Below are 26,926 nucleotides of genomic sequence, written 5' to 3'. Positions count from 1 at the left end.
ATTTAATCTGTAAAAACAGGATAATGAGAGAAATTACCGCAACGGCGGAATAATTATTCCGATACTTTGGACTAACCCATTATTACCGCAGATTCTTTTTTACTATCACCAATCTGCCTTATTTTTCAGACAGTGTCAGCCCTCAGGGTTTGCAAAAAATTATTATAAATTTCAATGAAATTTTCTTTAAAATCCGGATAGTCGACAAGGTTTTTAATATTAAGTGTAATATGGCTCATAAAGCCGTGGATTAAGCTGCACAGCAGATCTGAGTTATAGTTTTTAATACACTGGTCTGCTTTCAGCTCACGGAGAATACTATCAACCCGCCCGCTGATATAACAGTGGTTAATGTTTTCAAATTCATACCAGCCGAGCACCGGCATAACTTCCTGAATAGGAATGAGCTCACGGTGTTGCCCCGACAGATAATCAATAAAACAACTGACAATATCTTCCAGTTCCTGCCATTTATCCGCCGGCGGCACAATGGCATCAAGCCGGGCACTTATCCGCTGTAATTGTGCTTCATAGCAGTGCAGTAACACATCACGTTTATTTTTAAAGTGATGATAAAAAGCGCCCTTTGTTACCCGGGCATGACGGGCAATTTCATCAACAGAAACCGCCTGATAGCCTTTTTCAATAAAAAGCGGGTGAGCTGAATTGAGCAGGCTCTGCCGCGTCCGTGCTGAATTTTCCTGTTGCCCGGTCAATGTGTTCATGGTAAATATAACCCTGTTGCATACCGCTGGTATGTAATCGTATCACAGTATTTTTTTGTGTGCCAATGAGCCGGAAATCCGTATGCTGAAACATAACACCGCTATATCCGAACCTGTTGATTTATCATCAGTTCCGGAGAATGAACAGGATGACAATGCCTTTTATCTCAGTGTGATAAAAGACATTATTTTATGGATTGAGCATAACCTGAATAAATCACTGCAACTGGATGTGGTTGCACAACGATCCGGCTATACCAAATGGTATTTCCAGCGGATCTTTAAACGGTTTACCGGCATGACACTCGCCGGGTATATCCGCAGACGTCGTTTGACCAAAGCGGCGACTGAGCTGCGCCTGACCACAAAAAATATCGGGGATATCGCCCTGAAATATCAGTTTGATTCCCAGCAATCCTTTGCCCGTCGTTTTAAAGCGGTGTTTGAAATGACGCCGACAGAGTACCGCCAGAGCCCGAACTGGGATCTGAACACACTGCAACCTCCGCTGCGCACAGACGTAACCGCGCTGCCACAGCCGGAAATTGTGGTTCTGGATGCTATCCCTTTGCATGAAAAGGGCTATCACTATCTGTCATCATTAGATGAGATAGGGCATTTACATGAAGAGATCCGCTGTACATTCTGGCGCGATTTTTTCCAATTTGTATCACCGGATATTCAGCACTGCTATGTCCGTACCGCCTGGGACAATATGGCGGATGATCCGGAAGGTATTGCCATCAGCTATCATATCGGTGTTGATGATGCTGAGTTAATCCGTCAGGAAAATCAGCTCACACCGGCGGTTATCAGCCACGGAAAATACGCGAAATTTCATTTTGATGGTTTATTCAGTGATTACCGTGACTTTACTTTTAATATGTATCTTTACTCGTTACCGCAGCTCGGATTATGCCGTCGTCCCGGTCTTGATATTGAAAAACATACCCGCACAGAAGAAATAAGTGACAACCTGCCGCAACGGCTGCGGGTCGATTATTATATTCCTGTCCTCTGAATTATCATCCCGCCAATTATTAATACTGCGCCGGTTTATTTTTTGTAACATAAAAATAACCGGCGGATGGTAAAAAAACCGATTCCGGTCAAAATACAACCACTAAAAAATCAATATAATAGATCAGTACTAAGCATTCACCCACCGGCAGTTAAATAAAATCACTACGGATGGATTTATGAATAAACTGACCCCGCTTAAACCTGTTCCCGCTTTAATTGCTATCGCGATTACCTTAATTATCTGGTTTATTATTCCTGTTCCTGACAATGTTAATCCGAATGCCTGGCATTTACTCGCTCTGTTTGTCGGGACGATTGCGGCGATTATCGGTAAAGCGCTGCCTATCGGGGCTGTGTCAATTGTGGCAATTACCCTGGTTGCAGTGACCGGTGTAACTAATCCGGACTCTGTTAAAGGTGCAATTAATGATGCACTGAGTGGTTTTTCCAATGAATTGATCTGGCTTATCGGTATTTCTATTATGGTTTCCCTGAGCCTGAATAAAACCGGCCTGGGTGCGCGTATAGGCTACTATTTTATTTCCCTGTTCGGCAAACGAACACTGGGAATTGCATACTCACTGGCCATTGCCGAAACAGTTCTTGCCCCGGTAACCCCGAGTAATACAGCCCGTGGTGGCGGGATAATTCACCCGATAATGCGCTCAATCGCTGACAGTTTTAATTCAAAAGCCGAAGATGGTACATCAGGTAAAATAGGACGCTATCTTGCGCTCGTTAATTACAATACCAATCCTATTACCTCCGCCATGTTTATTACAGCTACCGCACCTAACCCGCTGATTGTTACTCTGATTATTCAGGAAGCTGGTGCCGGCAGCGAACTAAGCTGGTCAATGTGGGCGGTTGCGGCTTTTTTACCGGCGCTTATTTCACTCATTACCATGCCGCTGGTTATTTATTTCCTGTATAAACCGGAGATTACTGCCACACCTGATGCCCCTGATTTCGCCCGTGCACGGCTGAATGAACTGGGGCCGGTTTCCCTGCCGGAAAAAATCACACTCGGTGTATTTATCCTGCTTCTGGCGCTGTGGGCCGGTATTCCGGGTCTGCTGTTCGGCGCAGAGCACAATGTTCATCCGACAACCGCCGCCTTTATCGGTCTTACTGCTTTGCTGTGCAGCGGTGTGCTTTGCTGGGATGATATCCTGAAAAATAAAGGCGCATGGGATACGGTGGTCTGGTTCGCGGCCCTGGTTATGATGGCCTCATTCCTCGGCAAACTCGGACTGATCAAATGGGTGTCACTCACCGTCGGCAGCGGTATCGATCACATGGGTATCAGCTGGATGGGCGGCATGTTGCTGCTGGTTCTGTTCTATGTCTATTCTCATTATTTCTTTGCCAGTACCACCGCCCATATCACCGCAATGTTTGCCGCCTTTTATGCCGCCGGATTATCACTCGGCGCACCGCCGATGCTGCTCGGACTGACACTGGCATTTTCATCCTCCCTGATGATGTCTCTGACCCATTACGGAACAGGAACAGCGCCGATTATTTTCGGATCCGGCTATGCCACTCTCGGGGAATGGTGGAAAACAGGGCTGGTGATGAGCATTGTTAATCTGACTATCTGGATTATTACCGGCAGTCTGTGGTGGAAATTTCTCGGATACTGGTAATGTATTTTCACAAAAACAGCTATTTCCGCTCAGGACTATCCGGGATCGATATTTCCCGGATAGTCTTTGTGTATACCCGGCGTCATTCAGGATGCAGGCTGCGCGAAGCCGGTGAACCTGCAGTTTGAATGAATAAGGGTATACCCAACGTCATTCAGAATGCAGGCAGGCGGCAAGGGAAGATAGACGGGGAGCATACATCAGTATGTGACCCGGCTGGCTGAGTGCGGCCAACGAACCTGCAGTTTGAATGAATAAGGGCATAATTAAGAATTATCGGATGAAGAACACTTATATACTAGCCGGTCTGTCTTATCAGTTATTTCACGCAAGGGATTATGCAGACAATGAAAATACAGCCGGAGTCCGCCGATACAGAGGCAACCAGAGCTATTGAGCAGCTCGCAGATATCCCCGCTCCTTATTCCGCTGTCACGCCCTCAACAGAAACACGTTATCAACAGGCGCTGACACAGGCGGATAATTATCACCGTGAACATAATCCTGTCTATGCCCGGCTGTATAACGCCTGTCCGTCCCCGGTTATTCCTGCCGGACTCTTTAATGATATATGTCCGGCAATACAGGCTGATGATAAAAATGCCGGACACATTCAGCGCGCCATGAAGACGATTCTCAGAGAGAACGGACTGACCTGCGCCACGCCATCGCGTTTTTTGCTGCTGTCAGACGGTTTAACCACTGCCGCACGGGATGGTGATACCGCTGAGTTCCCCGGATTGACATTATTTGCCCCGGTGAAAGAGTGTGTCTGTACCGCATCGGCTGACGAAGGTACTGACGCTGCACAGGCCTGGTCTATACTGAAACGCTGGGCTGAAGAGTCTGATCCCGTTTATATCTTCGGATTAACACATCACATGGAACGTCGCGGGCAACACACTGACCGTCAGGCAATAACAGGAAAATTACAGCTGACACTCCGTGCGGCATCAACCGATCTGCGTGAGATTTACAGCGTTCCTGAACACCCGCTGCACTATATCAGCTGCAAAGAAGGGTATTTTCATATCCCCGTATTCGCCCGCTTTGCCCTTATTGGTGAAGACGGCAACCCGGCAGCCCCCGGAAAATGCGGGCTTCTTCAGCTTGAAACCCCTCTTCTTAGCCGGTTATCAGCCCAGCGCCTGCTGACAACGGATGTATGTGAACAGGGAACCGGCTGCCCGTGCGGCTGCGTATTGCCCCGGATCCATTATCACCGCACGGTTGTATCCCCGGAAAACCACTACGCAGGAGGCATGTTATGACAGAGGAAATCAGACAACGCATCCGCGCGGTAAAAACCTGGCTCAGTGACCCGCAGACCCGGAAATTGCTGTTTTCAGCTGATCCTGCAACACAATCATTCTGCCAATTGCGCCTGCAATGGCTGGCTGACAGCAATGCGCTGGAAAATCAGGCAGAAAAAGATCTGGGACAGGCTCCCTGGCTGGCACCGGAACAAGTTCTTATCATTGATGACGGATGCAACCCGCTCAGTGTTCTGGATACCTTTCTTGCCGCCTGCCTTACAGGATCCCGTGTCCGCATTAAAACCCGGCACCACCGGGAGTGGCTGGTAGCGCTGTGCCGGCATCTTGACCCGGGTAATACACGGTATGATGTTGTTTGCCCGGGGCTGAGTGAGGCCGCTCTGCTGCACGGCACGGATACTGTTATCCCGGCAGGTAACGATGCCCTTATCCGCCACTGGCGGGCTGTCACTCCCCCCCATATCCGGCTTATCGAATCAGCGACTAAAATCAGTGCGATGGCAATATGTGGCGCAGATCTGCCTGCGCCGGAGCTGATTTTGTGGGATACCTGCCTGTTTTCACAGCAGGTAAACAGCTCACCGCGCTTTATTTTGCTGGACAGCCCGATGATAGCAGAGCAGCTCAGCATCTCACTGACACAGCTTCTGGATGAATTGCCCCGCCTGCCGGAATCGGTCCGTTTATTACAAATGGCAAAAAATAAAGAGCTGACACTGCGCCATATCCTGACACCGGAATTAAAACCGGCGGCTTACAGCCCCTGTTCGGGCTGGGGAATTACTCTGCAACGCACATTTGATCCTGAGCGGTTTCTGCCGTACGGATTTAATTTAATCGCGGGTAATACAGAAGAAAATCTGAAACGGGCAGCAAAACACTGGCCCGGACAACTTGAGACGCTAAGTTATCACGGGCGCACTGATCCGGCAGCGATAAAAGCCTCGCGCTTTACCCGTTACTGCGCCGCAGGGCAGATGCATAACCATCCGCTTTGCCTCAGTTCCACCGTCACCTTTATCACCGATGAAAGTAAGGCAAAAGTGACGTTGACCACACAGCAGGACATGTAACGTCTGCACACATCAAACTTACGCAGCCTGACACAGGATCTGGTATCATTACATGTCTCATCATAACCACGGATCTGAACCTGATGACCATCGCAGCACCTGTTTTTTTACTCGCCCCGCCTCAGCGCGACGAAGCCGAATACCTGACAACTCTGTGTCTGAGTTCAAAACAGTACTGGGGATATGATGAAAAATTTATGGCAACCTGTCGTGATGATCTGACCATTACATCTGCCGACTTTGACCACTCCTGGCTGATGACTGCCCGTATCAACGGAAAAATCGCCGGAATAGTTCAGTTGACCATCAACCGCCAGGAAGAGAACGGCAAGCTGTCCAAACTCTTTGTTCATCCGGATTATTTACGGCTGGGGATTGGAAGTGCGTTGTATCACTGGGCAGTTTCAGCGGCACAGGCACAATGTGTAAGTGCACTGCTGATCGATGCAGACCCGAATGCAGAAGCCTTTTATATCCGCCAGGGCGCTATCCGTATCGGAGAAACCCCCTCGGAATCCATGCCCGGCCGGGTACTGCCGCTGCTACTTATCTCGCTGCACTGATGACGGTGCGGTTTTTGCATCAACCGCCGCCGCATGCCGGATTAGCGCCGGAAAATCACTCTCGCTAAACGGCAGCAGCGTCGCCGGTAAATTACCCATATTCCGGGTCGGCCATAATTCAAACGCGGCTAAATCCGCCAATGACCAGTTGCGATAATGCTGCGGTAACGCTAATCGCATTCCTGCCTCTGTTTCCTGTTCCGGTTGTGACGGCAAACGGTCATCCGCCACATTATAATCCCGGTACAACACCAGAAATTTCTCCGGCACCCGCTGATGTTTATCCCACCAGCGTCCGTCAATACTGTCAAATGCGGCACGCGTTGCATCCGCAGGTTGCGCGGATAGCTGCGCCAGTGCCGACGGCAAAATACCCTGCATTCCACGGTTAAAATCCGCCACTGACCCGCCGTGCCCCTCAAGCAGCAAAGTTATCGCAAGGCGGGCCCCCAGCAGATTAGAATAGAGATCTTCCGGGGTAAATGCTGAGATTTCCTCAGAAAATCCCGGAACGGAATGATAACCGTACCATTGAGCGATTTCATGCCATACCGCTATCCGGAACGCGAGGCGTGCGGCAAGATACACACTCAGGGTATAGCTTTCGGCCACATTATCCGGCGGCGTAAATGCGCGAAACTGAACACGGCGGGAAGCCAGTTCATCAGTTAATGTCAGCATCCACGCCTCACCAAGACGGGGGTAAATCTGTGTGAATAAGTAATAAGTGTAATCTGCGGTATCCCGTACATGGGCGATATCAATAAATCCCCCTTTGCGGGAATAAATAATACCGAGATTTTCATTACTTAAACCAATGACTTCCGTTATCCCGAGCCAAAAACTGTCATTATAGATATGCTCGCCAAGGCTCTCTGTCGTCAGGACATTACCTATCCGGTAAAAGGGAACAGGAACCGGACCCAGTTTTGTTCCCAGGTCGTACCCGAACGCGCAGCAAGGGCGCAGACCTTCCGGCGCAGGGACGTTCCCGGAGACAGGAAATACCTGTTTGGCAACTTCACCGGTCTGTGGTGTGAGATTCGCCGCCACAGACGGAACCTCTGCCACACGGCTCTGACAGCCGGACAGAAACAGGATCAAAGCAATACAGGTGATAATACCGCGCATCAGAACGCTTCCCCGACCTGGAAATAAAATCCGCTGCTCTGCTTACCGACACCAAAATCGAGCCGCACATTCATCCGCGGTTTAAATTCAAACCGGTAACCCACGCCCGCATTCGGCAACCAGTGACCGCCGCCGAGATGACGTGCGCTGTCACTCATTGTTCCGCTGCCCGCCCAGAACACAATACCGTGCCGCCAGTCCAGTTTGCGCCGGTATTCCACCTGAGTGGCAAAAATATGATTATCCTGATAACGACCATCATAATAACCACGCATCTGCCGCCCGTTGCCCAGATGAGAGAGCTGATCCCACGGCACATCGCCGGACGCAAAACGCACAAAATTATCAAACGCCAGAACGTTTTTTTCATCCAGCGGATAATAATAATTGTACTGAATTTCAGTGGTATTAAAGCGGCTGTCACTGCCGATTGACGGCGCATAATAAGTATAGCGGAGATCAAGCGCCTGTCCGTGACGCGCATTCGGCAGAAAATCCCGGCTGTCATAGCTGAATGTGGCACTGACGCCGGAATTTACCGAATGTGAGCCAACATTATTTACTGCCATATAATCACGGAATGGTTTATCCGGTGAAGCAACATTCAGGGTGCTGAAATCCCAGCCCAATCCCAGATACGTATTATCAGCCACACGGCGCAACAGTGACGGCGTCAGCCGCAGCTGCTGTGACTTATATTCAGCGAGATGGTCTTTATGCGCCCGGCCTGATAACCTTTTCCCCAATAATTTGTCGGCACATTATTGAGAGTGCCGCTCAGATAAAAACGCCAGCGGTCATCATCAAGATAGGTATAGTTATTCAGATTCAGCCCGAAAGCCCCGGTTGATGATGCAAATCCGCTGAGTGACAGTGTGGAAATTTTACTCTCCGGAGCACGGTCCGCCTGATACATCCCCACCAATGCAACCCCGACACCTAATTCCAGCTCCGGGGTATAAAAAGGACCGGGTAATACACCCCAGTCAATGGTTTTACTGCGATCAAACTGATTATTACTGCCAAGCCCGGACAACGCATGATCAATGTCGTCGCGGGAAGGTAAAACGGAGGCAGTTGCTGTATGCGCCGTTACCAGGCCGGTCAGTACCAGCCCGGTAACGTAAATACGAAACGTCATTAAAAACGGAACTCGCCGGAGATAAAGAAACTATTACGATTATTAAAACCCACTTCTGAGATTATATTAAAATTGCGGGTGACTTCTAAACGGGCGCCGACTAAATTGCTCCATTTATGAGCAAGATGCTGTTCAACATCGAATTTCATATCCGGGTCATCCAGCATATTCACAAAGTCCTGAAATTGTCCCGGTAAACTCAATCCACTAATATCACCTCTAAAGCGTTGAGTAATATCCTGATACATCGCTCCGGTCCAGACCTGTAATTTTGTATTACCCTGTCCGGCAATTAACGGTGAAAATACAAATTCATAACCAACACGTGGTGAAATAACCAGTGCTTTAATATCCCCGTCAAGAATATCCAGGTTTGTTTTGGTATAATTAATATCGACAGTAGTAAAAAATTGCTCATACCCACCAGCGAGTGTTATACCCGCACCATATGTTTTCCCTTCAAAATCGAGATCAAATGGCTGACCTTCCAAAAATTCCAACGGTAATTGAGTGAAGCCGAGATCAAACGACCCACCATTAAGTATGGTATGAGATTTACCTTTAGTTTTTCCATACAAACCATAGACATTCATAAACGGAAATACCCAGGAATCCAGTTTCAGCATGTGCGTTTCACTTTTTTCTCTGGTATGCCCGGCATCTATAGATAACGCCCCTGCAGTCTCCGGGTTTTTGGGCATAATAAAACCAATCTTATCTACCACTATATCCTGACGCAAATTCATATAGTTATAGCCGACACCAAACGGCTCCGGGATATCATATCCCCTGGCGCGGGCTTCATCCCCCCAGATAGGCAGAATACGGGATTGGGATTCAGTCGGGCGCGTCGCATCAATTGAACCATCATCATTTTGTGATGCGCCGCCGGATTGGCTGACACTTAATGACAGTAAAGGCCCGTCAGCAAAGGCAAAAGCGCTCAGACTCAGGGAGCCGGTAATAATCAGGGAATGGAGTATCGGGCGTAACATAATATAAGCCGGTATTATTTAATTAAATGGTGATGAATTCTAACGACTAAACGCCTTAAATTGCGAACATTATGTGCGGATATTAACAATTATTGCTATAAACCCAATGGTATTATTACGTGTTGCGATAATGACAATGAGTTATCATTTTATATTTTATAAAATACAAATAAAAAACACATGTAATATTTATTTATTTTTTATTTTATTTGCAACAATTAAAATAACAAGAGCATTAACTTTCAATATTGCGGACATTACGCCATTCCCTTATAACTATTACCGAACCGCGTAATACTACGCATAACCCCGAAAGGAGTAATATCATGGCTCGTAAAACTACAATTAGGACAGTTGACAAAGGTGAATTCGGACATGTTTATCCAATAACTGTTGTATATCAGGTTGGCAAGAAAAGTTATCTTCTGTCAGAAGATCAAGGCGGTAATTATCTGATCAAGCCTATTTATGATAATGGTACGCTTGGTGAAAGTGTTGTTATCAAAAACTTCGGTCGTTATTATGATATTATGCAGGCTGCTTATGATGACCTTACTGCCACAACTTACCTCTGTGCAGTTAGCTTCGAAGGCAAATCTATGGAGCTCTTTTCGACCACGAACGGTGGATTAGTCTCTTCAACCGAGATAATTTTTGATCTGGAAGATCACAGAACATTCAATTTCTTCTTTATCTCAGGCCGTCTGTATATCTTCCAGGCTGGTGAAGATGCAAATGGTAAGTATACCGTAAAATCAATTACTTACTCAGAAGTATAATAAATGCTACATCACAGATTCACATATGTTAATTAACAAAACAATAATAGACTCCCGCTGAATACAGAGTAAAAAAGTGAGGTGTTTACCTAATTAAAACAAATTTTACATTTACTTGTTGATATTATCGTAAAATGTTCTAAATTAGGGCTAAGCACATAAGATAAAACCTTTTTACTTAAGATAGTTATTATTGTTGATAACAAGATACTTCGTTATATAAGTATTAAGTAAAAGCGGACATTGTGCCTGAGCAACCGTTAATAGTACCTCATATTCTTTTTGTTAAGATATGAAAACAGTTCGGCACCCTTATTAGTTCTGAGTGTAGCGTTACTGAGTTGATATTTAAAACTACGGATAGCAGCCCGTATATAACACTGTTAACTCACATAAATAGAGAGTGTCTGTTCATGGATTAGAACTCCGCTCAATATTTAAAATCAAATTAACCGTTTATCTGTGATGTAGTTTGTAATAACGCGTTTAATAGTAAAATAACTGATATTTTTATATCAGTTATTACCCTCCCAAAGCCACGTAATGAAAATTACGTGGCTTTTTTGATTACGTTTGATTATCACTTAGTACTAAAAACCATTTTAGGCGCAGGAAAACTGAAACCTGCGATCCCGCTTCACCTTTTCCGATAATTCTCAACTCTGGTATAAAGGATGTCCCTTTTTCATCAGAATCTGTGCTATTTTAAACGTATTGGCGAAAACCGTACCGCAATGCGGATGGTTGATAAATAACAACTTTTTCAGCGTGCCCACAGAATACCTATGACTGACAACCAGAATCTTGACTCACACACCCCTATGATGCAGCAGTACTTCCGGCTGAAAGCCCAGCACCCTGATATCCTGATGTTTTACCGCATGGGGGATTTCTATGAGCTGTTTTTTGACGATGCCAAGCGTGCATCGCAGTTGCTGGATATTTCGCTGACCAAACGCGGTCAGACTGCCGGGCAACCTATTCCGATGGCGGGTGTACCCCATCATGCCGTGGAAGGGTATCTGGCAAAATTGGTACAGCTCGGGGAGTCAGTGGCGATTTGCGAACAAATCGGCGATCCTGCCACCAGCAAAGGACCGGTTGAACGCAAAGTAATCCGCATTGTGACCCCCGGGACAGTCAGTGATGAGGCTCTGTTACAGGAGCGTCAGGATAACCTGCTGGCAGCAGTCTGGCAGGATGCCCGCGGGTTCGGTTACGCCACACTGGATATTACATCCGGCCGCTTTCGTATTTTACAGCTGGAAGATAAAGAGGCGATGGCAGCAGAATTGCAACGCACGCGCCCTGCCGAATTGCTCTATCCGGAAGATATGGCTGATTTTGCTGTTATTCAGCATCAGCAGGGTCTGCGCCGCCGCCCTCTCTGGGAATTTGAAATTGATACCGCCCGCCAGCAGCTGAACTTACAGTTCGGTACCCGCGACCTGCACGGGTTCGGTGTGGAAAATGCACCTCTTGCATTACAGGCGGCGGGCTGTCTGCTGCAATACGTAAAAGATACTCAGCGCACCTCTCTGCCACATATCCGCAGTGTGACGCTGGAAAACCTTCAGGAAAATGTGATCCTCGATGCCGCCACCCGCCGTAATCTGGAAATCACCCAAAACCTGAGCGGCGGAACAGACAATACACTCTCATCAGTGCTGGATCTGTGCGTCACACCAATGGGTAGCCGGATGCTCAAGCGCTGGCTGCACTCCCCGCTGCGGGATCGCACTGTGCTGGAAAACCGCCAGAAAACGATCGGCGCACTGATGGGCATCAGCCCTGATATCCAGCCGTTTCTGCGCCAAATCGGCGATCTGGAACGTGTTCTTGCGCGCCTTGCCCTGCGTACCGCCCGCCCGCGGGATCTGGCCAGGATGCGTCATGCCTTCACACAATATCCGGATATTCAGGCACAGCTGAACAGTATTACTGATCCCTATATTGAAACATTACAAAAACGTATAGGTCAGTTTGATGAATTACAGGCGCTGCTGGAACGGGCTGTCGTGGAAGCACCTCCGGTACTGGTGCGTGACGGTGGCGTTATCGCTCCGGGTTATAACGAAGAGCTGGATGAATGGCGCGCGCTGGCAGACGGAGCAACTGATTATCTCGACAGGCTGGAAATCCGTGAGCGGGAAAAACTGGGTCTTGATACGCTGAAAGTCGGGTTCAACGGCGTTCACGGCTACTATATTCAGGTCAGCCGCGGACAGAGTCATCTGGTGCCAATCCACTATGTGCGTCGCCAGACACTGAAAAATGCCGAGCGCTACATTATTCCCGAACTGAAAGAGTATGAAGATAAAGTTCTGACATCCAAGAGCAAGGCACTTGCGATTGAAAAAGGGCTGTACGAAGAGCTGTTTGATCTGCTGCTGCCGCATTTGGAAGCGCTGCAACGCAGCTCCGATACACTGGCGGAGCTGGATGTACTGACTAACCTCGCGGAGCGGGCTGAGACACTGAACTATACCTGCCCGCAACTGACAGATAAAACCGGTATCCGGATAACCGGCGGACGCCATCCGGTGGTTGAACATGTGCTGGCAGAGCCGTTTATCGCCAACCCGCTGACCATGTCACCACAGCGCCGTCTGCTAATCATTACCGGTCCGAATATGGGCGGTAAAAGTACCTATATGCGGCAAACTGCGCTGATCACCTTACTGGCGTATATCGGTAGCTTTGTGCCGGCGGAAAAAGCACTGATTGGCCCGGTAGACCGGATTTTCACGCGTGTCGGCGCATCTGATGATCTCGCATCAGGCCGCTCCACCTTTATGGTGGAAATGACGGAAACCGCCAATATCCTCCATAATGCCACGGAGCAAAGCCTGGTACTGATGGATGAAATCGGGCGCGGCACATCCACTTATGACGGGCTCTCTCTTGCCTGGGCATGTGCAGAGAGCCTGGCAAACCGAATTAAAGCACTGACTCTGTTTGCCACTCACTATTTTGAGCTGACAACGCTGCCGGAAAAACTGGAAGGTGTGGCGAATATTCATCTTGATGCCGTTGAACACGGCGATACTATCGCGTTTATGCACAGTGTGCAGGATGGTGCGGCAAGTAAAAGCTATGGTTTGGCGGTTGCATTGCTCGCCGGTGTACCGCGTGATGTGATTAAACGGGCAAAACAGAAACTGCGGGAGCTTGAAACACTGTCACTGAATGCAACGGCCGGTCATGTGGATACACCGCAAATGACACTGCTGGATAGCCCCGAAGAGTCCTCCCCTGCGCTGGATGCGCTGGCGGCTGTCAATCCGGACTCGCTGACACCGCGCCAGGCGCTGGACTTACTGTATCGCCTGAAAGATATGCTCTGAAACTCTCAAAAAAAACAGCGAAAAGGGGGAAGCGATTCCCCCTTTTTATTATTTACCGTTACTATCTACCGTTAAATAGTATTCTTTAACTTATTACTCGTGACGATTTTTGAGAAGCATCATTCATCTGGTCAATTAGTTGAATAATGAATTCTCACATAACCCATGATTATGCAGAATGTCTTTCAGGCGGCGCAATCCTTCCACCTGAATCTGACGCACACGCTCACGGGTTAATCCTATTTCGCGCCCCACATCTTCCAGTGTTGCCGCTTCATAGCCCAGCAGCCCGAAACGGCGGGCAAGAACTTCCCGTTGCTTCGGATTGAGCTCAAACAGCCACTTAACAATACTCTGCTGCATATTGTTATCCTGAAGGCGGTTTTCCGGTGTTACCTCATTCTCATCAGATAAAATATCCAGCAGCACTTTATCTGAATCTGCGCCGACCGGCGTATCCACTGACGTAATGCGCTCATTAAGACGCAGCATACGGGTGACATCATCCACCGGACGATCAAGCTGTAATGCTATTTCTTCCGCAGTAGGTTCATGGTCGAATTTCTGTGCTAATTCACGGGCAGTTCGCAGGTAAACGTTCAGTTCTTTAACAATGTGAATTGGCAGGCGGATGGTGCGGGTCTGGTTCATGATAGCCCGTTCAATAGTCTGACGGATCCACCAGGTGGCATAGGTTGAAAAGCGGAATCCTTTTTCCGGATCAAATTTTTCAACAGCACGGATCAATCCGAGGTTTCCCTCTTCAATAAGATCCAGAAGCGCCAGACCACGGTTACTGTAGCGACGTGAGATTTTAACCACCAGACGGAGGTTACTTTCAATCATACGCTGGCGCGCAGCGGGATCGCCCCGCAATGCGCGTCGTGCAAAAAAAACTTCTTCTTCTGCGCTGAGCAGCGGTGAAAAACCTATCTCACCCAGGTAAATCTGAGTGGCATCCAGAACACGCTGACTGACATTCTGAGATAACTCAATATCAGAGCTGAGATCATCCTGCTCCGCCTCTTCTGATAGCTGTTTTTCATCAAACAGCGCATCTTCTTCCTCAGTTTCAGCTTGCTCTGCGACAAATGTTTCGTCGTATGACTCGTTAACATTCAGTGAATTACGGCTCATCAGCTTGCTCCTACCCTAGATAATTCAGGCAGAACAAGCTGTTCTGCCGTTTATCGCTGCGGTAAATACTGCAACGGGTTGACTGATTTTCCCTTGTAACGAATTTCAAAATGTAATCTGACTGATGTGGTTCCGCTGCTGCCCATTGTGGAAATTTTCTGACCGGCAGCAACATCCTGCTGATCTTTAACCAAAATGGTGTCGTTATGTGCGTATGCCGTCAGGAAATCATCATTATGTTTGATGATAACCAGATTGCCGTAACCGCGTAACGCATTACCGGTATAAACCACCTTACCCGGCGCTGAAGCAAAAACAGGCTGTCCACGTGTACCACCGATATCAATACCCCGGTTACCGCTGGTAGGTCCTGTGTAGTTGGAAATGACATTGCCTTCCGCTGGCCAGCCCCATTTAAAGGAACCACTATTTACCGCAGCAGGCGCGCTGGTGGTGACTGAAGGTGACTTAACCACGGCTGGTGTGACTGCGCCTGAGTTACCCTTCGCTTGTGCGGTGACCTGTGGTGACAGCATCTTACCGCCGGCAGATGTTGCGCCTGCAGATTCAGAATACGCATTAGTTGGTTGAGAATCAACCACCCTGTTTTGCGGAGTATTCTTATTTGTTGCTATCTGAGTACCGCCGCTGACCGGTGCAATGTTATTACCACCACCATTGCTTAACCGTATCACCTGCCCTTCGTTCAGGGCGTAAGGCTCGGGAATACTGTTCTGTGATGCCAGTTCACGGAAGTCAGATCCGGAAATATAAGCGATATAAAATAAAGTATCACCGCGCTGAACAGTATACGTATTTCCGCTGTAACTGCCTTTCGGAATAGACTCATAGTCCCGGTTATAGCGGATACGTCCATCATTGCTGGTCTGAATATTGGCGGCGCGCGGTTGTTGCTGTACCGCTGTCCGGCTCACAGGCTGTGAATTTGCTGAACTCAGTTGCGGACGTCCCGGCATCGGTGTGGAAACCGAAGAATTACTGTTGTCATTGCCCGCCGTCATCACAGGCGCACTGCTGCTCTCTTCCACACTACTGATTGGTGCGGCATGATACGGCGTTGAGCATCCGGCCAAAACCGTGCTCACCAGCGACCCAAAAGCAACCCATCGTATTGTTTTCATAGGGTTTCTTGAGTTCATATTTCTTCTCCCAAAACTGGAAACGTTGCGAAAACTGACAATCAGAAAATCGCCATGCGAAAATCGTCCGCATGGCAGGATTGTATTATTAAAACAGATACTAAGCGAAATGAAAAAGTGTTGTTACTGAAATCGCCATTTTTATCCCAAATCACCGTGGATAAGAGGAACAAACCGGACAGTTCCGATCGACTGAGTATGAAAATCATTGCCCTGACGGCGGATAAATTTGAGCGTCTGCTGCTGTTCGCCGACAGGCACCACCATCCGCCCGTTATCTGCCAGTTGATTGAGCAGAGCGACCGGCACTTCACTGGCAGCGGCAGTAACGATAATACCGTCAAACGGCGCACGGGATGACCAGCCTTCCCAGCCGTCACCGTGACGGGCAGAAACATTATGCAGATCCAGCTGTTTTAAACGGCGCCGGGCATGCCATTGCAGCCCTTTGACCCGTTCTACAGAATAAACGTGAGCGGCCAGATGCGCGAGGATAGCTGTCTGATAGCCGGAACCGGTACCAATTTCCAGCACATGTGCCTGCGGCGTCAGTTGCAGAAGTTCTGTCATTCTCGCCACCATAAAAGGCTGGGAGATTGTCTGCCCGTAGCCTATCGGCAGCGCCGTATTGTCATACGCTTTGTGCGTCAGGGCTTCATCGACAAAATTCTCACGGGGGACAGCCGCCATCGCCTGTAACAGACGTTCATCACGGATCCCTGCCTGACGTAACTGTGTTATCAGATCCTGTACTACCCGGCGGATCATTCCTCTGCCTCTCCTGTTTTTTTCAGCCAGTCTTCAATCTTTGCCTGTGCATTATAGGCAGTCAAATCAACATGCAGGGGAGTGATGGAAACATAACCCGCATCCACAGCGGCAAAATCAGTATCCGGCCCTGCGTCCAGTTTATCACCCGGAGGCCCCAGCCAGTATAGCGGATTTCCTTTCGGATCCAGCTGAGTGTACACCACGTCCGGTGCCCGCCGCGTACCGCAACGGGTAACTTTTATACCTTTGATTTCACTGAGCGGCACATCCGGCACATTCACATTAAGGATATTGCCCGCCCGCAACGGAACCTGCTGTAACATGGCGAGCAGGCGGCAGGTGATTTGTGCGGCGGTATCATAATGCGTGTCGCCGTTGAGTGAAACGGCAATTCCCGGTAACCCGAGATGACGCCCTTCCATTGCTGCGGCAACAGTCCCTGAGTAAATAACATCATCACCCAGGTTCGGCCCGCAGTTAATACCGGAAACCACGATTTCCGGGCGCGGGCGCATCAGATGATTAGCACCGATATAAACACAATCTGTCGGTGTTCCTTCCACCAGCGCAATATCACCGTTTTCATGAATGACTGTCCGCAGAGGGCGATCAAGCGTCAGCGCGTTAGATGCTCCGCTGCGGTTGCGATCAGGCGCGACAACCTGCACATGATAAGTACGCCGCAGTGCCTCAGAAAGCGCCCGGATCCCCGGCGCACTGACGCCGTCATCATTACTCACCAGAATTCGCAGCAAAACGGTATCCTTTTCTTTCTCAGTAACAGATTATCTTTCACAATGGTAAACTATTTTATCAAGTTAACAGCGATAAAAAAGTGTTATAGCAGATTTAGTCTGATTGCTTTTTACATATTTATTGCCATGATACTTTTCATAACTTTGTTATGACTGACAGGATCTCTGAATGTATACACTGCACAAAAAAACAGCCCGCTTTTTTTCCGTCATTATAATGGCGCTGACTGCAGGTCTTTTACTGGTATCTGAAGTGTTTGCGCTGACTCCGCAGGAAGAGACCAGAGTCGATAATTTACTGATTGCTGTCGGAAAACAGGAACAATTGCTCTTTATCCGTAATGGCAGTGAACATAATGCCACAGAAGCAGAATCTCACCTGCGGCTGAAGCTGGGTAAAACCAAAAAACGGCTGAAAACCGCAGAACAATTTGTGGATAATGTAGCCTCAAAATCATCAATTACCGGAACAGCCTATCAGGTGAAGCTCCCGGGACAACCGCCTGTTGATGCACAGGTATATCTGACACAATTACTGTCAGAAACCGATAAAGCGGCGAAAGCACAATAAAAAATAAAACGGGCAGAGTGATCACATCACCCGCCCGTTTTTATTCTCTGAGCTATCTGCTTAGCTATTCGCTGAACTATTCACTGAACTCTGCTGCCTGATCGGCGGCCAGTTCAATCACTTCGCGGATAACACTGGTTGCGAAGCAACCTGCCGGCAGGAAGAAAGAGAGTCGTACTGTTTCATCATCAATCCATTCACTGACAAAATGTTCCGGATACAACATGATTGCGCGGCGGGTATTCTCCACCCCTTCTTTTTCTGCCAACCGCCATAATGCCTGCCAGTCAGCCAATTGTTCCGTTTCAAATACCAGTGCAGCATCCTGAGTACCCAAATCACCTTTGCCCGGTAACGGTGCCGTAATACGCAACTCCCGGTTATCAAGGCGCTGCTGTACATCTGCCAGTTCATCTGTCTGCGCCACAAACCAACTGCCGCGCCCGGCAAGCTGTACCGCATCGCCGGACAGCACCGTTTCCTGTAAATGCTGAGTGATGCGGGCATCTGCCACCGCATTAAACATCGCACTGCGCGCCGCAGAAAGATAGAAACTGCGCTTACTGCGATCAGTTACATTAATTTCTGCGTTTGCCCAGCGGCGGGCAAAATACAGATTCTGACCACCGCGCCCGAAACGCTGTTCGCCGAAATAATTCGGTACGCCCTGCTCAGTAATAGATTGCAAACGCTGCTCTACAGCGGCGCGATCGCTAATCTGGCGCAACACAAGAGTAAAGTGATTACCTTTCAGTGTACCGATGCGCAACTTGCGTTTCTGGCGGGTGACATCCAGCACTTCGCAGCCTTCCAGTTCCAGCTTACTGAAATCCGGTGTCTCTTTGCCCGGCATTTGCAGACAGAACCATTGTTCAGTCACCGCATGGCGATCTTTCAGCCCCGCATAACTGACTGACCGGGCTGCTATTTTAGAAAATTTAGCCAGTTGCTCTGCGACAAAGCGGGTGTTACAACCGGTTTTCCGGACGCGCACCATGACATGTTCGCCCTCACCATCAGGCTCAAATCCGAGGTCTTCCTGAACAAAGAAATCTTCCGGCTGTGCTTTTAATATACCGGTCGCAACCGGTTTTCCGTGAAACCAGCTGACATTCAGGCTCATTGTGCAACCTTAACAAGCAATACGACGGCTTCGCAGGCGATCCCTTCTTTACGTCCGACAAAACCGAGCTTTTCAGTCGTGGTCGCCTTCACATTGATATCATCCATGTGGCACTGTAAATCTTCCGCCAGATTGACGCGCATCTGCGGAATATGCGGCAACATTTTAGGTGCCTGCGCAATAATAGTGATATCCAGGTTGCCCAGTTTATAGCCTTTTTCCTGAATACGGCGGAATGCTTCACGCAGCAAAACACGGCTGTCCGCACCTTTATAGGCGGGATCGGTATCAGGGAATAACTTTCCGATATCGCCCATCGCTGCCGCACCTAATAAGGCATCTGTCGCGGCATGCAAGGCAACATCACCATCAGAATGTGCCAGTAATCCCTGTTCATAAGGGATGCGCACACCGGCAATCACAATCGGGCCTTCGCCGCCGAAAGCATGAACATCAAAACCGTGTCCGATTCTCATCATTATGTCTGTTCCTTATTGTTATTGGACAGGTAGAACCCGGCAAGTGCGAGATCTTCCGGCTGTGTGACTTTAATATTATCCGCCCGTCCGGTCACCAGCAGGGGCTGATAACCACAAAATTCCAGTGCAGATGCTTCATCGGTTATCACCGCCTGCTGAGAAAGTGCCTGTTGCAGACAGGCACGCAGCAGATGAAGCGGAAAAAATTGCGGGGTCAGTGCATGCCAGAGTTGTGTGCGATCCACCGTATGATCGATACCCGTGTGTCCGGGTAATGTCACGCCGCGTTTCATAGTGTCACGCACCGGTGACGCCAGAATCGCCCCCCTGATCCGTCCGTCTGTATTTTCGTCAGACAGTACAGCCAGCAAGCGGTTTAAATCGTTGAGATGCAGGCAGGGGCGTGCTGCATCATGAACCAGAACCCAACTGTTTTCAGGTACATGAGCTGCCAGATAATCAAGACCGGCCAGTACTGAATCCGCCCGCTCACCGCCACCGGTGACGGTACGGATGCGGGGATGTTGTGCCACCGGCAGAGTACTGAACACCGTATCCTGCGGATGCAGCGCCACAACCACCTGCGAAATACGGGGATGAGCCAGTAAGATGGCAAGGGTATGTTCTAAAATGGTTTTTCCGGCAATGATAAGGTATTGTTTCGGGCATTCACACTGCATCCGCGTACCAATACCGGCGGCGGGGATCAGCGCTGTCACCTGAATATGATCAGAAATACCGGACAGATCCGGTGCCGGTTGTGAGCCGGTCATTACGGGAGGAATTATCATCATAGGGATTAGTTAGTACGGCTTTGCGGCTGCACATTTTGCTGAGTCCGCTTTTCAGACAGGACGCGGTAAAAACTTTCACCGGGCTTGATCATACCTAATTCACTGCGCCCGCGCTCTTCGATAGCTTCCAGCCCGTCGTTCAGATCGCCTATCTCAGCAAACAGCTGTTCATTACGGGCTTTGAGGTTCACATTCACCTGTTCTGATGCAACAACGTCTTCACTGACCTGTACATAGTCGTGAATACCATTTTTCCCTAACCACAATGAATATTGCAGCCAGCCCAGAATTATTAAGAGTAATAGCGTCAGTTTGCCCATCACTGCCCCCGAAAAGATCGGCTAATCTTCCCATAAGATCGGCGCAGATGCTACTACTCCCTCGGCTATTCCGTAATAAGGTAAGCAAACATGCCGCAGGAGCAGGATTTGTCCGTCAATACCGGACAAAATTAAAAATTCCGGGCGTCTGACAAAACAGGATTATTGCATAAGTAATATTAGTCAGCCGTTTTGCCGTTTATCGGTAACATTTGCGGTTATTTGTGCGTAAAATACCGTTTTTATACCCAACGTCATTCAAGATGCAGCCAACGAACCTGTAGTTTGAATGAATAAGGGTATATCCGTCATCATCCGGAGAACATCATGACCACCACGATTTTTAAAGAATTTCAGTTCGAAGCCGCCCACCACCTGCCGCATGTTCCGGAAGGTCATAAATGCGGACGCCTGCACGGACATTCGTTTCTGGTTCGTCTTGAACTGAGTGGTAATGTGGATGCCCATACCGGCTGGCTGATTGATTTTGCTGAAGTGAAACAGGCATTTAAACCTATTTATGACAGATTGGATCATCATTATCTCAATGAGATAGCGGGGCTGGAAAATCCGACCAGCGAAGTGCTGGCGCACTGGATCTGGCAACAGACCAAACCATTACTGCCGCTGCTGAGTGCCGTGATGGTTAAAGAGACCTGCACCGCAGGTTGTGTTTACCGGGGTGAATAATCACACAATCAATGTCCGGACTACCGGACATCGATTGTCCCTGTTATACCCAACGTCATTCAAGATGCAGGCAGGCGGCAAGCTCCGATTGCCGGGGAGCATACATCAGTATGTGACCCGGTTAGCTGAGCGTAGCCAACGAACCTGCAGTTTGAATGAATAAGGGTATATATCAGGCGATATTAAGGTATTTGTGAGTCTGCATGGAAAAACGCCAGTTACGGGCGATGCAGGTTTTAATACACAACTGCGTTGCCGCCGGTTTCTGGCTGATCGGCTGCAATGCCACCACCGGATATTTACCGGACGGCAGTTTCGCCAGCAATAAATCCAGCTCATCAATATCCCGCTGCCGCCCGACCGGGTGTTTTACTTCATCCGCGCGGATAAGCGCAGAAGTTAAAACATCATAACCTCCCCGCATATTCACTTTCGGGGAAACGGTGACCCAGGTTTTTTCACTGCACAGGACCGGCTGTGTGCCGCTGGTTTCAATCTGACATCGCCAGCCCTGCGCTTCCAGCTCCGCCGTCAGTGGTTGCAAATCATACAGGCACGGCTCTCCGCCGGTTATCACCACATGCCGCGCCGTGTAACCCTGCGCGGTAAATTGCATAATAATGTCTTGCGCACTCAGAGACGCCCACCGGTCATTCTCCTGTGTCTTATTCATCATCATATCTGCTGAACAGATTTTTTCCGGGTCCTGCTCCCAGGTGTGTTTTGTATCACACCAACTGCATCCGACCGGGCAGCGCTGAAGACGGACAAAAATAGCCGGTACGCCGGTAAATACCCCTTCGCCCTGCAATGTCTGAAAAATTTCATTAATTGGGTAATGCATCACTCATCTTTTCCTTGCGTTTGAAGCGGTATTATTGCAGATAATTATCCCGTGGGCATGACTCTTTATGATAAAGTACCGGGCTGAATTTGACCGCGTTCCACACCAGAAAAAACGCTGCATGTCATGACAGCGACGGGATAAATACATGAATGAAAATAGCACCACGCTGAAGCGCGGGCTGACAGGGCGGCATATCCGCTTTATGGCGCTCGGTTCTGCGATAGGCACCGGCCTGTTTTACGGCTCCGCAGCCTCAATCGAGCAGGCGGGTCCTGCTGTTCTGCTGGCATATCTTGTCGGGGGTGCCGCCGTATTTATGGTGATGCGCGCACTGGGTGAAATGGCAGTTCATCATCCGGTACCGGGATCGTTTTCACAGTATGCAAGCCATTATATGGGCCCTCTGGCGGGCTTTCTGACCGGCTGGAACTATGTCTTCGAGATGATCATAGTATGTCTTGCGGATGTCACGGCATTCGGCTTCTATATGAAGCTCTGGTTTCCGGACGTGGATCAATGGATCTGGGTGCTGGGGATTGTCTGCTTTATTGGTGCGCTGAATTTATGTCACGTAAAAATATTTGGTGAAATGGAATTCTGGCTGTCAATTATTAAAGTTACCGCGATTATTGCCATGATTGTCGGTGGTGCCGCCATCATGATATTCGGTTTCGGACAAGCGACAGATCATCCTACCGGCATCAGCAACCTATGGGAATTCGGCGGCTTTATGCCGAACGGAATAAGCGGGGTGATAGCTTCCCTTGCCATTGTGATGTTTGCTTTCGGCGGAATTGAAGTTATCGGTATCACCGCGAGCGAAGCACAAGACCCGGAAAAAACCATTCCGAAAGCGATCAATGCCGTACCGCTGCGTATTCTGCTGTTCTATGTGCTGACACTGTTTATCCTGATGTGTATTTTCCCGTGGAACCAGATTGGTCACAACGGCAGCCCGTTTGTGCAGATTTTTGAAAAACTGAATATCTCTTATGCGGCAAATATTCTCAACCTCGTGGTGATCACTGCGGCAGTGTCTGCCATCAACAGTGATATTTTCGGCGCAGGTCGTATGATGTACGGCATGGCGCAGGAAGGTCAGGCACCTAAATCATTCATGAAGCTGACAAAAAATGGCGTACCATGGATGACAGTACTGGTGATGAGTATTGTGCTGCTTGTCGGTGTGGTGCTGAATTATCTGGTACCGGAAAAAATCTTCATCATTATCGCCTCTATTGCGACCTTTGCGACCGTCTGGGTCTGGCTGATGATCCTGTTATCCCAGGTGGCAATGCGCCGTCAGATGACACCGGAAGAAGTCAAAACCCTGAAGTTCCCGGTCCCGATGTGGCCGGTGGCACCCGCTGTCACTATTGTGTTTATGGTTTTTGTTATTGCATTGCTGGGCTATTTCCCTGATACCAGAGTGGCACTGGCAGTAGGAATGGGCTGGGTGGTCATTCTGACGCTGGCCTTCTATAAAAAGACCCGCACTATTCTTGCATTAATAGCACTGTCTCTTATTGGCTTTCTTACTAATTATTACCGTGTAAACGGTGCATTACCGTTTATGCATTAATTCAGATCAGAAAGATATAACATAGAAATAGAATAGGGAGCTATCAGCTCCCTATTTTTATCGGTAATCAGGGTTCGCTGTCAATACGCTGAACGCGGGAGCCCATGATCTGCAAGGTTCTGAGCACCATGTGAATACCTTTTAATGTCTCAGGATCTTTCAGTAATTTGTAGGTATTACGGAAGTTGTATTTCTCATCATTATACATCATCTCCATTTTAGCCTGATTCAGTGCCAGACCACCTTCCCATAATTGAGCAATGGCAGATTCTGTATTATCCGCCAGCTTACTCACCTCATTCTTTCCGATGATATCAACCAGGTCAGCGACTAAAGAGAGCGCATCTATCACGTTATCAAACCGGTTCATCTGCATTAATACTGCCAGTTTGTCCCGTGTTTGTGCAGAAAACTCCGGCGCCTGCGGTGCCTGTTCAGTGTTGTGTTCAGTTGTCGGCATTATCAGTTCCTCTCTTATACCAGGCCACGGACGGTTGACCAGTACAGCCCGCGGTTAAAACCGGTGCGCAGTAATCCGCCCAGCTTTGTCGGCGGTGTCGGTGCAACATCATGCTTATAATCATATTGAAGCGGCATACCCGCATTCAGCCCCATCTGCGCTACCGCCTGAACACGCCCGTCATAAATCGCGGTGGTATAGCCGAAACGCATTTCACCGATAATATTATCCACCACAACTGTGGATTGATTATGGCAACTGCCCGCAGCCTTACTGATCGGAAGATCTACGGTATCACCCAATACATACACATTTTTCAGCCCGTAAACCTGCAATGTTTCAGGATCAGTCGGCAGCCATCCCTCTTCCGGATCGCCGTCACATAGCCCGGTATTACGTACCGCTTCGACGGCTGAAATAGGCGGAGTGCCGATCAGCAGGTCAAACGGCTGCTCTTCACCCTCTTTCGAATAGGCGATTTTTTTCTCCGGACAAACACGCTCTAAGGTAAAGCCGCGTTGTGCCTGAATACCACGCTCCTGAAAAACAGCCGGCAGGACTTCGCACACATCCTTTTGCATAAACAGGCAATTGCGTAATAACTGGGAGACTGTCGGGTAGGTATAAACAATTTCAATGTCCTGACGGACACGGCGCTGGCGAAAATAATCATCCAGCATCAGTGTCGTTTCCATAGGAGCGATACCGCACTGATGGGGAACATTCGGAGTATTAGGGAAAGAAACTGTAATGAAAATCCGGCCTTTCTCAAATTTAGCCAGCTTTTCTGCCAGCTGACGGGCGGGTTGATACTGATAGAAATGATCCGCAGCTTCTTTCATTCCGGAGATACGCTCTGGTCTTGGCTGACAGCCGGTGGCAATAACCAGATAGTCATAGCCGTATTTTGTGCCATTTTTTCCCAGCAAGGTCTGCGAGGCAAAATCAAAATGTTCAACCCGATCATGAACAAACTTAATTTCAGGGCGCAGCAGAGAGCGTTGAGATTTGCGTAACTCATCTTTCTGATACAAATTAAACGCAACATACATAAACGCAGGTTTATAATAGTGCCATTCACTGTCTGAAATCAGTACAACTTCCACTTTCTTCTGATAAATATCATTTAACAACTTCTTCGTCAGGATATTCGCGACCATTGTGCCGCCGGCCCCGCCGCCTACAATGACAATACGCTGCATTTAGTTTCTCCGATAAATTATTTAACGCTGAAATTAAATAAATAACACAAAACAATAACACCGGTTTAACTATAGCAGGTTGATAATTATATTTACTTACATAATTTATATTAATATATTATTTATTTGATGCAGTTCTTATTATTGAAATTCTGCAATCAGAGGATGATGATCTGAGGCATCCGTCAGCATGACATCTGACTGTATCAATTTAAATCCGCGATAAAATAAATAGTCCAGCGGATGCCCGAATACCTTAGTGCGGTGATCAACAGGAAAAATAACTTCTTTCAGGCGCAGGGTACGGGCAAACCATTTCAGTGCGTGCATCCGCTGCCTGCTCCAGGCATTAAAATCCCCACCCATAATGACCGGTCCGATATGACAACGGATCTGCGAACCAATCGTATTTAACTGATGGCGGTAAACATCCACACCAAAACTAAAATTAATTGCATGAACATTTATTACCATCAGCTGACGGCCATCCGGTAACGGATAAACCGTAATCAGAGCCGATTTTGCCAGACGTAATAACGGCTCTTTTTGCTGTAGCGGGCAGCAATAGACAGGATGTGACGTTGCGAGTGTCATGACACCTGAAGGGTGCTGCTGAAAGCGGAGCGCAGGAACCTGATCGGCGATAAGCTGATGTTTTGCCGAAAGATTAACTAATCCGGGTGATGGCTGAGCTTCCTGTAACAAAGCCAGCTGTGTATCACACAGGAGTTTATCAAGCGTTTTCTGCCATTCAGGCCGCTGCTGCTTATAAATATTCCAGACGACGACACGAATGGGTTGCGCCGGCGTAGAAATAGGTAAACCGACAGGAAGCCGGGATCCCAACATATCTGCTGACATAGGCGTAATTTGCTGTGCCGGAAGCCCTGCAACATAGCGGACTGACCAGGTTTTTTTCTTGTTCAATACGACCCTCAGGCTATTTACATCTATACCCATTATCTGTGTCTGTTATCTTAACAAATTTTATTACAGACTTTACGCTGCTAAGTGGCCTTTCTGTGTAAATTCGTCCATTTCTTTTTTATTACATACCGCTGCAAAAAATGTATTCCCACAAAGTATTATCCCGGCGCCCTCTACTCTGAGTTATGCAATATTCCATCATCTTTGCCGAAATATAGCGTCATCTATTTGTTAATACAGATATTTAATTTACCGACAGAGCCACAAAACAGAACACCTTGTTTCATTCACGGAAATTTATTCATAAAAGTATCGGGATTTACTGAATCAGGTCAGGATTACAATGGCAGAGAGTTATCAGAGCAGGTGAAAAATAGCGATGGTGTTGTTTATTCAGGGGTTTTT

The 26,926-nt window shown here is 48.3% G+C and carries 25 protein-coding genes and 1 pseudogene; 10 read left to right on the top strand and 16 right to left on the bottom strand.

Annotated elements, in window-relative coordinates:
- Positions 1–125: 125 nt before the first annotated feature.
- Positions 126–725, bottom strand: coding sequence for a TetR/AcrR family transcriptional regulator (locus AYY17_RS12095; protein WP_067424014.1), 600 nt, complete (start codon positions 723–725; stop codon positions 126–128).
- An 82-nt stretch (positions 726–807) separates the two neighbouring features.
- Between AYY17_RS12095 and AYY17_RS12090 the strand changes: the two genes are divergently transcribed.
- From AYY17_RS12090 to AYY17_RS12070, 5 genes are all read left to right on the top strand, one after another.
- Entirely contained in the window at positions 808–1,746 is a 939-nt protein-coding gene (locus tag AYY17_RS12090) for a helix-turn-helix domain-containing protein (RefSeq protein WP_067424012.1), read from the top strand.
- A gap of 178 nt (positions 1,747–1,924) precedes the next feature.
- Positions 1,925–3,397: a DASS family sodium-coupled anion symporter gene (locus tag AYY17_RS12085; protein WP_067424010.1), complete on the top strand. Its 1,473-nt coding sequence runs from the start codon at positions 1,925–1,927 to the stop codon at positions 3,395–3,397.
- Positions 3,398–3,744: 347 nt separating this feature from the next.
- Complete coding sequence (locus AYY17_RS12080; protein WP_156656704.1) at positions 3,745–4,668, top strand: hypothetical protein; 924 nt, start codon at positions 3,745–3,747, stop codon at positions 4,666–4,668.
- Positions 4,665–5,747: an aldehyde dehydrogenase family protein gene (locus AYY17_RS12075; RefSeq protein WP_067424006.1), complete on the top strand. Its 1,083-nt coding sequence runs from the start codon at positions 4,665–4,667 to the stop codon at positions 5,745–5,747. The genes AYY17_RS12080 and AYY17_RS12075 overlap by 4 nt, the downstream gene beginning before the upstream one ends.
- 83 nt (positions 5,748–5,830) lie before the next feature.
- On the top strand, positions 5,831–6,310 hold the full coding sequence (locus tag AYY17_RS12070) for a GNAT family N-acetyltransferase (RefSeq protein ID WP_067403408.1): 480 nt from the start codon (positions 5,831–5,833) through the stop codon (positions 6,308–6,310).
- Here AYY17_RS12070 and AYY17_RS12065 read toward each other — a convergent pair.
- The 3 genes and pseudogenes from AYY17_RS12065 to AYY17_RS12055 form a co-directional block, all read right to left on the bottom strand.
- Entirely contained in the window at positions 6,290–7,441 is a 1,152-nt protein-coding gene (locus tag AYY17_RS12065) for a DUF4056 domain-containing protein (RefSeq protein WP_067424004.1), read from the bottom strand. The genes AYY17_RS12070 and AYY17_RS12065 overlap by 21 nt on opposite strands.
- Positions 7,441–8,582, bottom strand: a pseudogene (locus tag AYY17_RS12060) (BamA/TamA family outer membrane protein). The gene AYY17_RS12065 and the pseudogene AYY17_RS12060 overlap by 1 nt, the downstream one beginning before the upstream one ends.
- Positions 8,582–9,577 carry a hypothetical protein gene (locus AYY17_RS12055; protein ID WP_067424002.1) on the bottom strand — a complete coding sequence of 332 codons (996 nt, stop codon included), beginning with the start codon at positions 9,575–9,577 and terminating at the stop codon, positions 8,582–8,584. The pseudogene AYY17_RS12060 and the gene AYY17_RS12055 overlap by 1 nt, the downstream one beginning before the upstream one ends.
- Before the next feature lie 326 nt (positions 9,578–9,903).
- Here AYY17_RS12055 and AYY17_RS12050 point away from each other — a divergent pair, with 326 nt between their 5' ends.
- Positions 9,904–10,356, top strand: coding sequence for a hypothetical protein (locus AYY17_RS12050; RefSeq protein WP_067424000.1), 453 nt, complete (start codon positions 9,904–9,906; stop codon positions 10,354–10,356).
- A 785-nt stretch (positions 10,357–11,141) separates the two neighbouring features.
- A complete protein-coding gene (gene mutS / locus AYY17_RS12045; protein ID WP_067423998.1) occupies positions 11,142–13,703 on the top strand; it encodes a DNA mismatch repair protein MutS in 2,562 nt (853 codons plus the stop codon).
- A gap of 135 nt (positions 13,704–13,838) precedes the next feature.
- On the opposite strand, the gene rpoS is transcribed toward mutS, so the two are convergent.
- The 4 genes from rpoS to surE all read right to left on the bottom strand — a co-directional run bounded on the left by rpoS (position 13,839) and on the right by surE (position 17,526).
- On the bottom strand, positions 13,839–14,840 hold the full coding sequence (gene rpoS, locus AYY17_RS12040) for an RNA polymerase sigma factor RpoS (RefSeq protein WP_067403392.1): 1,002 nt from the start codon (positions 14,838–14,840) through the stop codon (positions 13,839–13,841).
- A 50-nt stretch (positions 14,841–14,890) separates the two neighbouring features.
- Entirely contained in the window at positions 14,891–16,000 is a 1,110-nt protein-coding gene (gene nlpD / locus AYY17_RS12035; RefSeq protein ID WP_067423996.1) for a murein hydrolase activator NlpD, read from the bottom strand.
- A 141-nt stretch (positions 16,001–16,141) separates the two neighbouring features.
- Positions 16,142–16,768: a protein-L-isoaspartate(D-aspartate) O-methyltransferase gene (locus AYY17_RS12030; protein ID WP_067403389.1), complete on the bottom strand. Its 627-nt coding sequence runs from the start codon at positions 16,766–16,768 to the stop codon at positions 16,142–16,144.
- Positions 16,765–17,526: a 5'/3'-nucleotidase SurE gene (gene surE / locus AYY17_RS12025; protein ID WP_067423994.1), complete on the bottom strand. Its 762-nt coding sequence runs from the start codon at positions 17,524–17,526 to the stop codon at positions 16,765–16,767. The genes AYY17_RS12030 and surE overlap by 4 nt, the downstream gene beginning before the upstream one ends.
- Before the next feature lie 169 nt (positions 17,527–17,695).
- Here surE and AYY17_RS12020 point away from each other — a divergent pair, with 169 nt between their 5' ends.
- Positions 17,696–18,097, top strand: a complete 402-nt coding sequence (locus AYY17_RS12020; RefSeq protein WP_067423992.1) for a YfeK family protein — start codon at positions 17,696–17,698, stop codon at positions 18,095–18,097.
- A gap of 76 nt (positions 18,098–18,173) precedes the next feature.
- Here AYY17_RS12020 and truD read toward each other — a convergent pair whose 3' ends face one another.
- Genes truD through ftsB form a run of 4 tightly spaced genes read right to left on the bottom strand, consistent with a single transcriptional unit; the run spans position 18,174 to position 20,813 of the window.
- Positions 18,174–19,220, bottom strand: a complete 1,047-nt coding sequence (gene truD, locus AYY17_RS12015; protein ID WP_067423990.1) for a tRNA pseudouridine(13) synthase TruD — start codon at positions 19,218–19,220, stop codon at positions 18,174–18,176.
- A complete protein-coding gene (gene ispF, locus AYY17_RS12010) occupies positions 19,217–19,696 on the bottom strand; it encodes a 2-C-methyl-D-erythritol 2,4-cyclodiphosphate synthase (protein ID WP_067424461.1) in 480 nt (159 codons plus the stop codon). Before ispF ends, truD begins: the two co-directional genes overlap by 4 nt.
- 2 nt (positions 19,697–19,698) lie before the next feature.
- Complete coding sequence (gene ispD / locus AYY17_RS12005) at positions 19,699–20,472, bottom strand: 2-C-methyl-D-erythritol 4-phosphate cytidylyltransferase (RefSeq protein ID WP_156656707.1); 774 nt, start codon at positions 20,470–20,472, stop codon at positions 19,699–19,701.
- Positions 20,473–20,498: 26 nt separating this feature from the next.
- A complete protein-coding gene (ftsB, locus tag AYY17_RS12000) occupies positions 20,499–20,813 on the bottom strand; it encodes a cell division protein FtsB (protein ID WP_067423988.1) in 315 nt (104 codons plus the stop codon).
- A 324-nt stretch (positions 20,814–21,137) separates the two neighbouring features.
- Between ftsB and queD the strand changes: the two genes are divergently transcribed.
- The gene (gene queD / locus AYY17_RS11995) at positions 21,138–21,503 is read left to right on the top strand and encodes a 6-carboxytetrahydropterin synthase QueD (RefSeq protein WP_202906421.1); all 366 of its coding nucleotides are present in this window, start codon (positions 21,138–21,140) and stop codon (positions 21,501–21,503) included.
- A gap of 172 nt (positions 21,504–21,675) precedes the next feature.
- On the opposite strand, the gene queE is transcribed toward queD, so the two are convergent.
- Positions 21,676–22,347 (bottom strand): 7-carboxy-7-deazaguanine synthase QueE, encoded by a 672-nt coding sequence (gene queE / locus AYY17_RS11990; protein WP_067423984.1) that lies wholly within the window; start codon positions 22,345–22,347, stop codon positions 21,676–21,678.
- 148 nt (positions 22,348–22,495) lie between these two features.
- Between queE and AYY17_RS11985 the strand changes: the two genes are divergently transcribed.
- Positions 22,496–23,932, top strand: coding sequence for an amino acid permease (locus AYY17_RS11985; RefSeq protein WP_235845373.1), 1,437 nt, complete (start codon positions 22,496–22,498; stop codon positions 23,930–23,932).
- Between the two features lie 67 nt (positions 23,933–23,999).
- On the opposite strand, the gene AYY17_RS11980 is transcribed toward AYY17_RS11985, so the two are convergent.
- The 3 genes from AYY17_RS11980 to AYY17_RS11970 all read right to left on the bottom strand — a co-directional run bounded on the left by AYY17_RS11980 (position 24,000) and on the right by AYY17_RS11970 (position 26,554).
- Positions 24,000–24,392, bottom strand: a complete 393-nt coding sequence (locus AYY17_RS11980; protein WP_067368292.1) for a helical membrane plugin domain-containing protein — start codon at positions 24,390–24,392, stop codon at positions 24,000–24,002.
- Between the two features lie 14 nt (positions 24,393–24,406).
- A complete protein-coding gene (locus AYY17_RS11975) occupies positions 24,407–25,594 on the bottom strand; it encodes an NAD(P)/FAD-dependent oxidoreductase (RefSeq protein WP_067423982.1) in 1,188 nt (395 codons plus the stop codon).
- A 141-nt stretch (positions 25,595–25,735) separates the two neighbouring features.
- Positions 25,736–26,554: an endonuclease/exonuclease/phosphatase family protein gene (locus AYY17_RS11970; protein WP_082981386.1), complete on the bottom strand. Its 819-nt coding sequence runs from the start codon at positions 26,552–26,554 to the stop codon at positions 25,736–25,738.
- Positions 26,555–26,926 lie beyond the last annotated feature (372 nt).

Source organism: Morganella psychrotolerans (genome assembly GCF_001676055.1).
In the GTDB taxonomy this organism is placed as follows: Bacteria; Pseudomonadota; Gammaproteobacteria; order Enterobacterales; family Enterobacteriaceae; genus Morganella; species Morganella psychrotolerans_B.
The sequence above is the reverse complement of the archived record's forward strand: the minus strand, read 5'-3'. Positions and strand labels throughout refer to the sequence as shown.

Bases quoted from the DNA above. Each gene is read 5' to 3' on its own strand.
- AYY17_RS12020 (WP_067423992.1), top strand. From the start codon at position 17,696: ATGTATACACTGCACAAAAAAACAGCCCGCTTTTTTTCCGTCATTATA.
- AYY17_RS12070 (WP_067403408.1), top strand. From the start codon at position 5,831: ATGACCATCGCAGCACCTGTTTTTTTACTCGCCCCGCCTCAGCGCGAC.
- queE (WP_067423984.1), bottom strand. From the start codon at position 22,347: ATGCATTACCCAATTAATGAAATTTTTCAGACATTGCAGGGCGAAGGG.
- ispD (WP_156656707.1), bottom strand. From the start codon at position 20,472: ATGACCGGCTCACAACCGGCACCGGATCTGTCCGGTATTTCTGATCAT.
- AYY17_RS11970 (WP_082981386.1), bottom strand. From the start codon at position 26,554: ATGGGTATAGATGTAAATAGCCTGAGGGTCGTATTGAACAAGAAAAAA.
- AYY17_RS12050 (WP_067424000.1), top strand. From the start codon at position 9,904: ATGGCTCGTAAAACTACAATTAGGACAGTTGACAAAGGTGAATTCGGA.
- AYY17_RS12065 (WP_067424004.1), bottom strand. From the start codon at position 7,441: ATGCGCGGTATTATCACCTGTATTGCTTTGATCCTGTTTCTGTCCGGC.
- rpoS (WP_067403392.1), bottom strand. From the start codon at position 14,840: ATGAGCCGTAATTCACTGAATGTTAACGAGTCATACGACGAAACATTT.
- AYY17_RS11975 (WP_067423982.1), bottom strand. From the start codon at position 25,594: ATGCAGCGTATTGTCATTGTAGGCGGCGGGGCCGGCGGCACAATGGTC.
- ftsB (WP_067423988.1), bottom strand. From the start codon at position 20,813: ATGGGCAAACTGACGCTATTACTCTTAATAATTCTGGGCTGGCTGCAA.
- AYY17_RS12085 (WP_067424010.1), top strand. From the start codon at position 1,925: ATGAATAAACTGACCCCGCTTAAACCTGTTCCCGCTTTAATTGCTATC.
- AYY17_RS11980 (WP_067368292.1), bottom strand. From the start codon at position 24,392: ATGCCGACAACTGAACACAACACTGAACAGGCACCGCAGGCGCCGGAG.
- nlpD (WP_067423996.1), bottom strand. From the start codon at position 16,000: ATGAACTCAAGAAACCCTATGAAAACAATACGATGGGTTGCTTTTGGG.
- AYY17_RS12075 (WP_067424006.1), top strand. From the start codon at position 4,665: ATGACAGAGGAAATCAGACAACGCATCCGCGCGGTAAAAACCTGGCTC.
- AYY17_RS12030 (WP_067403389.1), bottom strand. From the start codon at position 16,768: ATGATCCGCCGGGTAGTACAGGATCTGATAACACAGTTACGTCAGGCA.
- AYY17_RS12080 (WP_156656704.1), top strand. From the start codon at position 3,745: ATGAAAATACAGCCGGAGTCCGCCGATACAGAGGCAACCAGAGCTATT.
- AYY17_RS11985 (WP_235845373.1), top strand. From the start codon at position 22,496: ATGAATGAAAATAGCACCACGCTGAAGCGCGGGCTGACAGGGCGGCAT.
- truD (WP_067423990.1), bottom strand. From the start codon at position 19,220: ATGAGCCTGAATGTCAGCTGGTTTCACGGAAAACCGGTTGCGACCGGT.
- mutS (WP_067423998.1), top strand. From the start codon at position 11,142: ATGACTGACAACCAGAATCTTGACTCACACACCCCTATGATGCAGCAG.
- AYY17_RS12055 (WP_067424002.1), bottom strand. From the start codon at position 9,577: ATGTTACGCCCGATACTCCATTCCCTGATTATTACCGGCTCCCTGAGT.
- ispF (WP_067424461.1), bottom strand. From the start codon at position 19,696: ATGAGAATCGGACACGGTTTTGATGTTCATGCTTTCGGCGGCGAAGGC.
- AYY17_RS12090 (WP_067424012.1), top strand. From the start codon at position 808: ATGCTGAAACATAACACCGCTATATCCGAACCTGTTGATTTATCATCA.
- AYY17_RS12095 (WP_067424014.1), bottom strand. From the start codon at position 725: ATGAACACATTGACCGGGCAACAGGAAAATTCAGCACGGACGCGGCAG.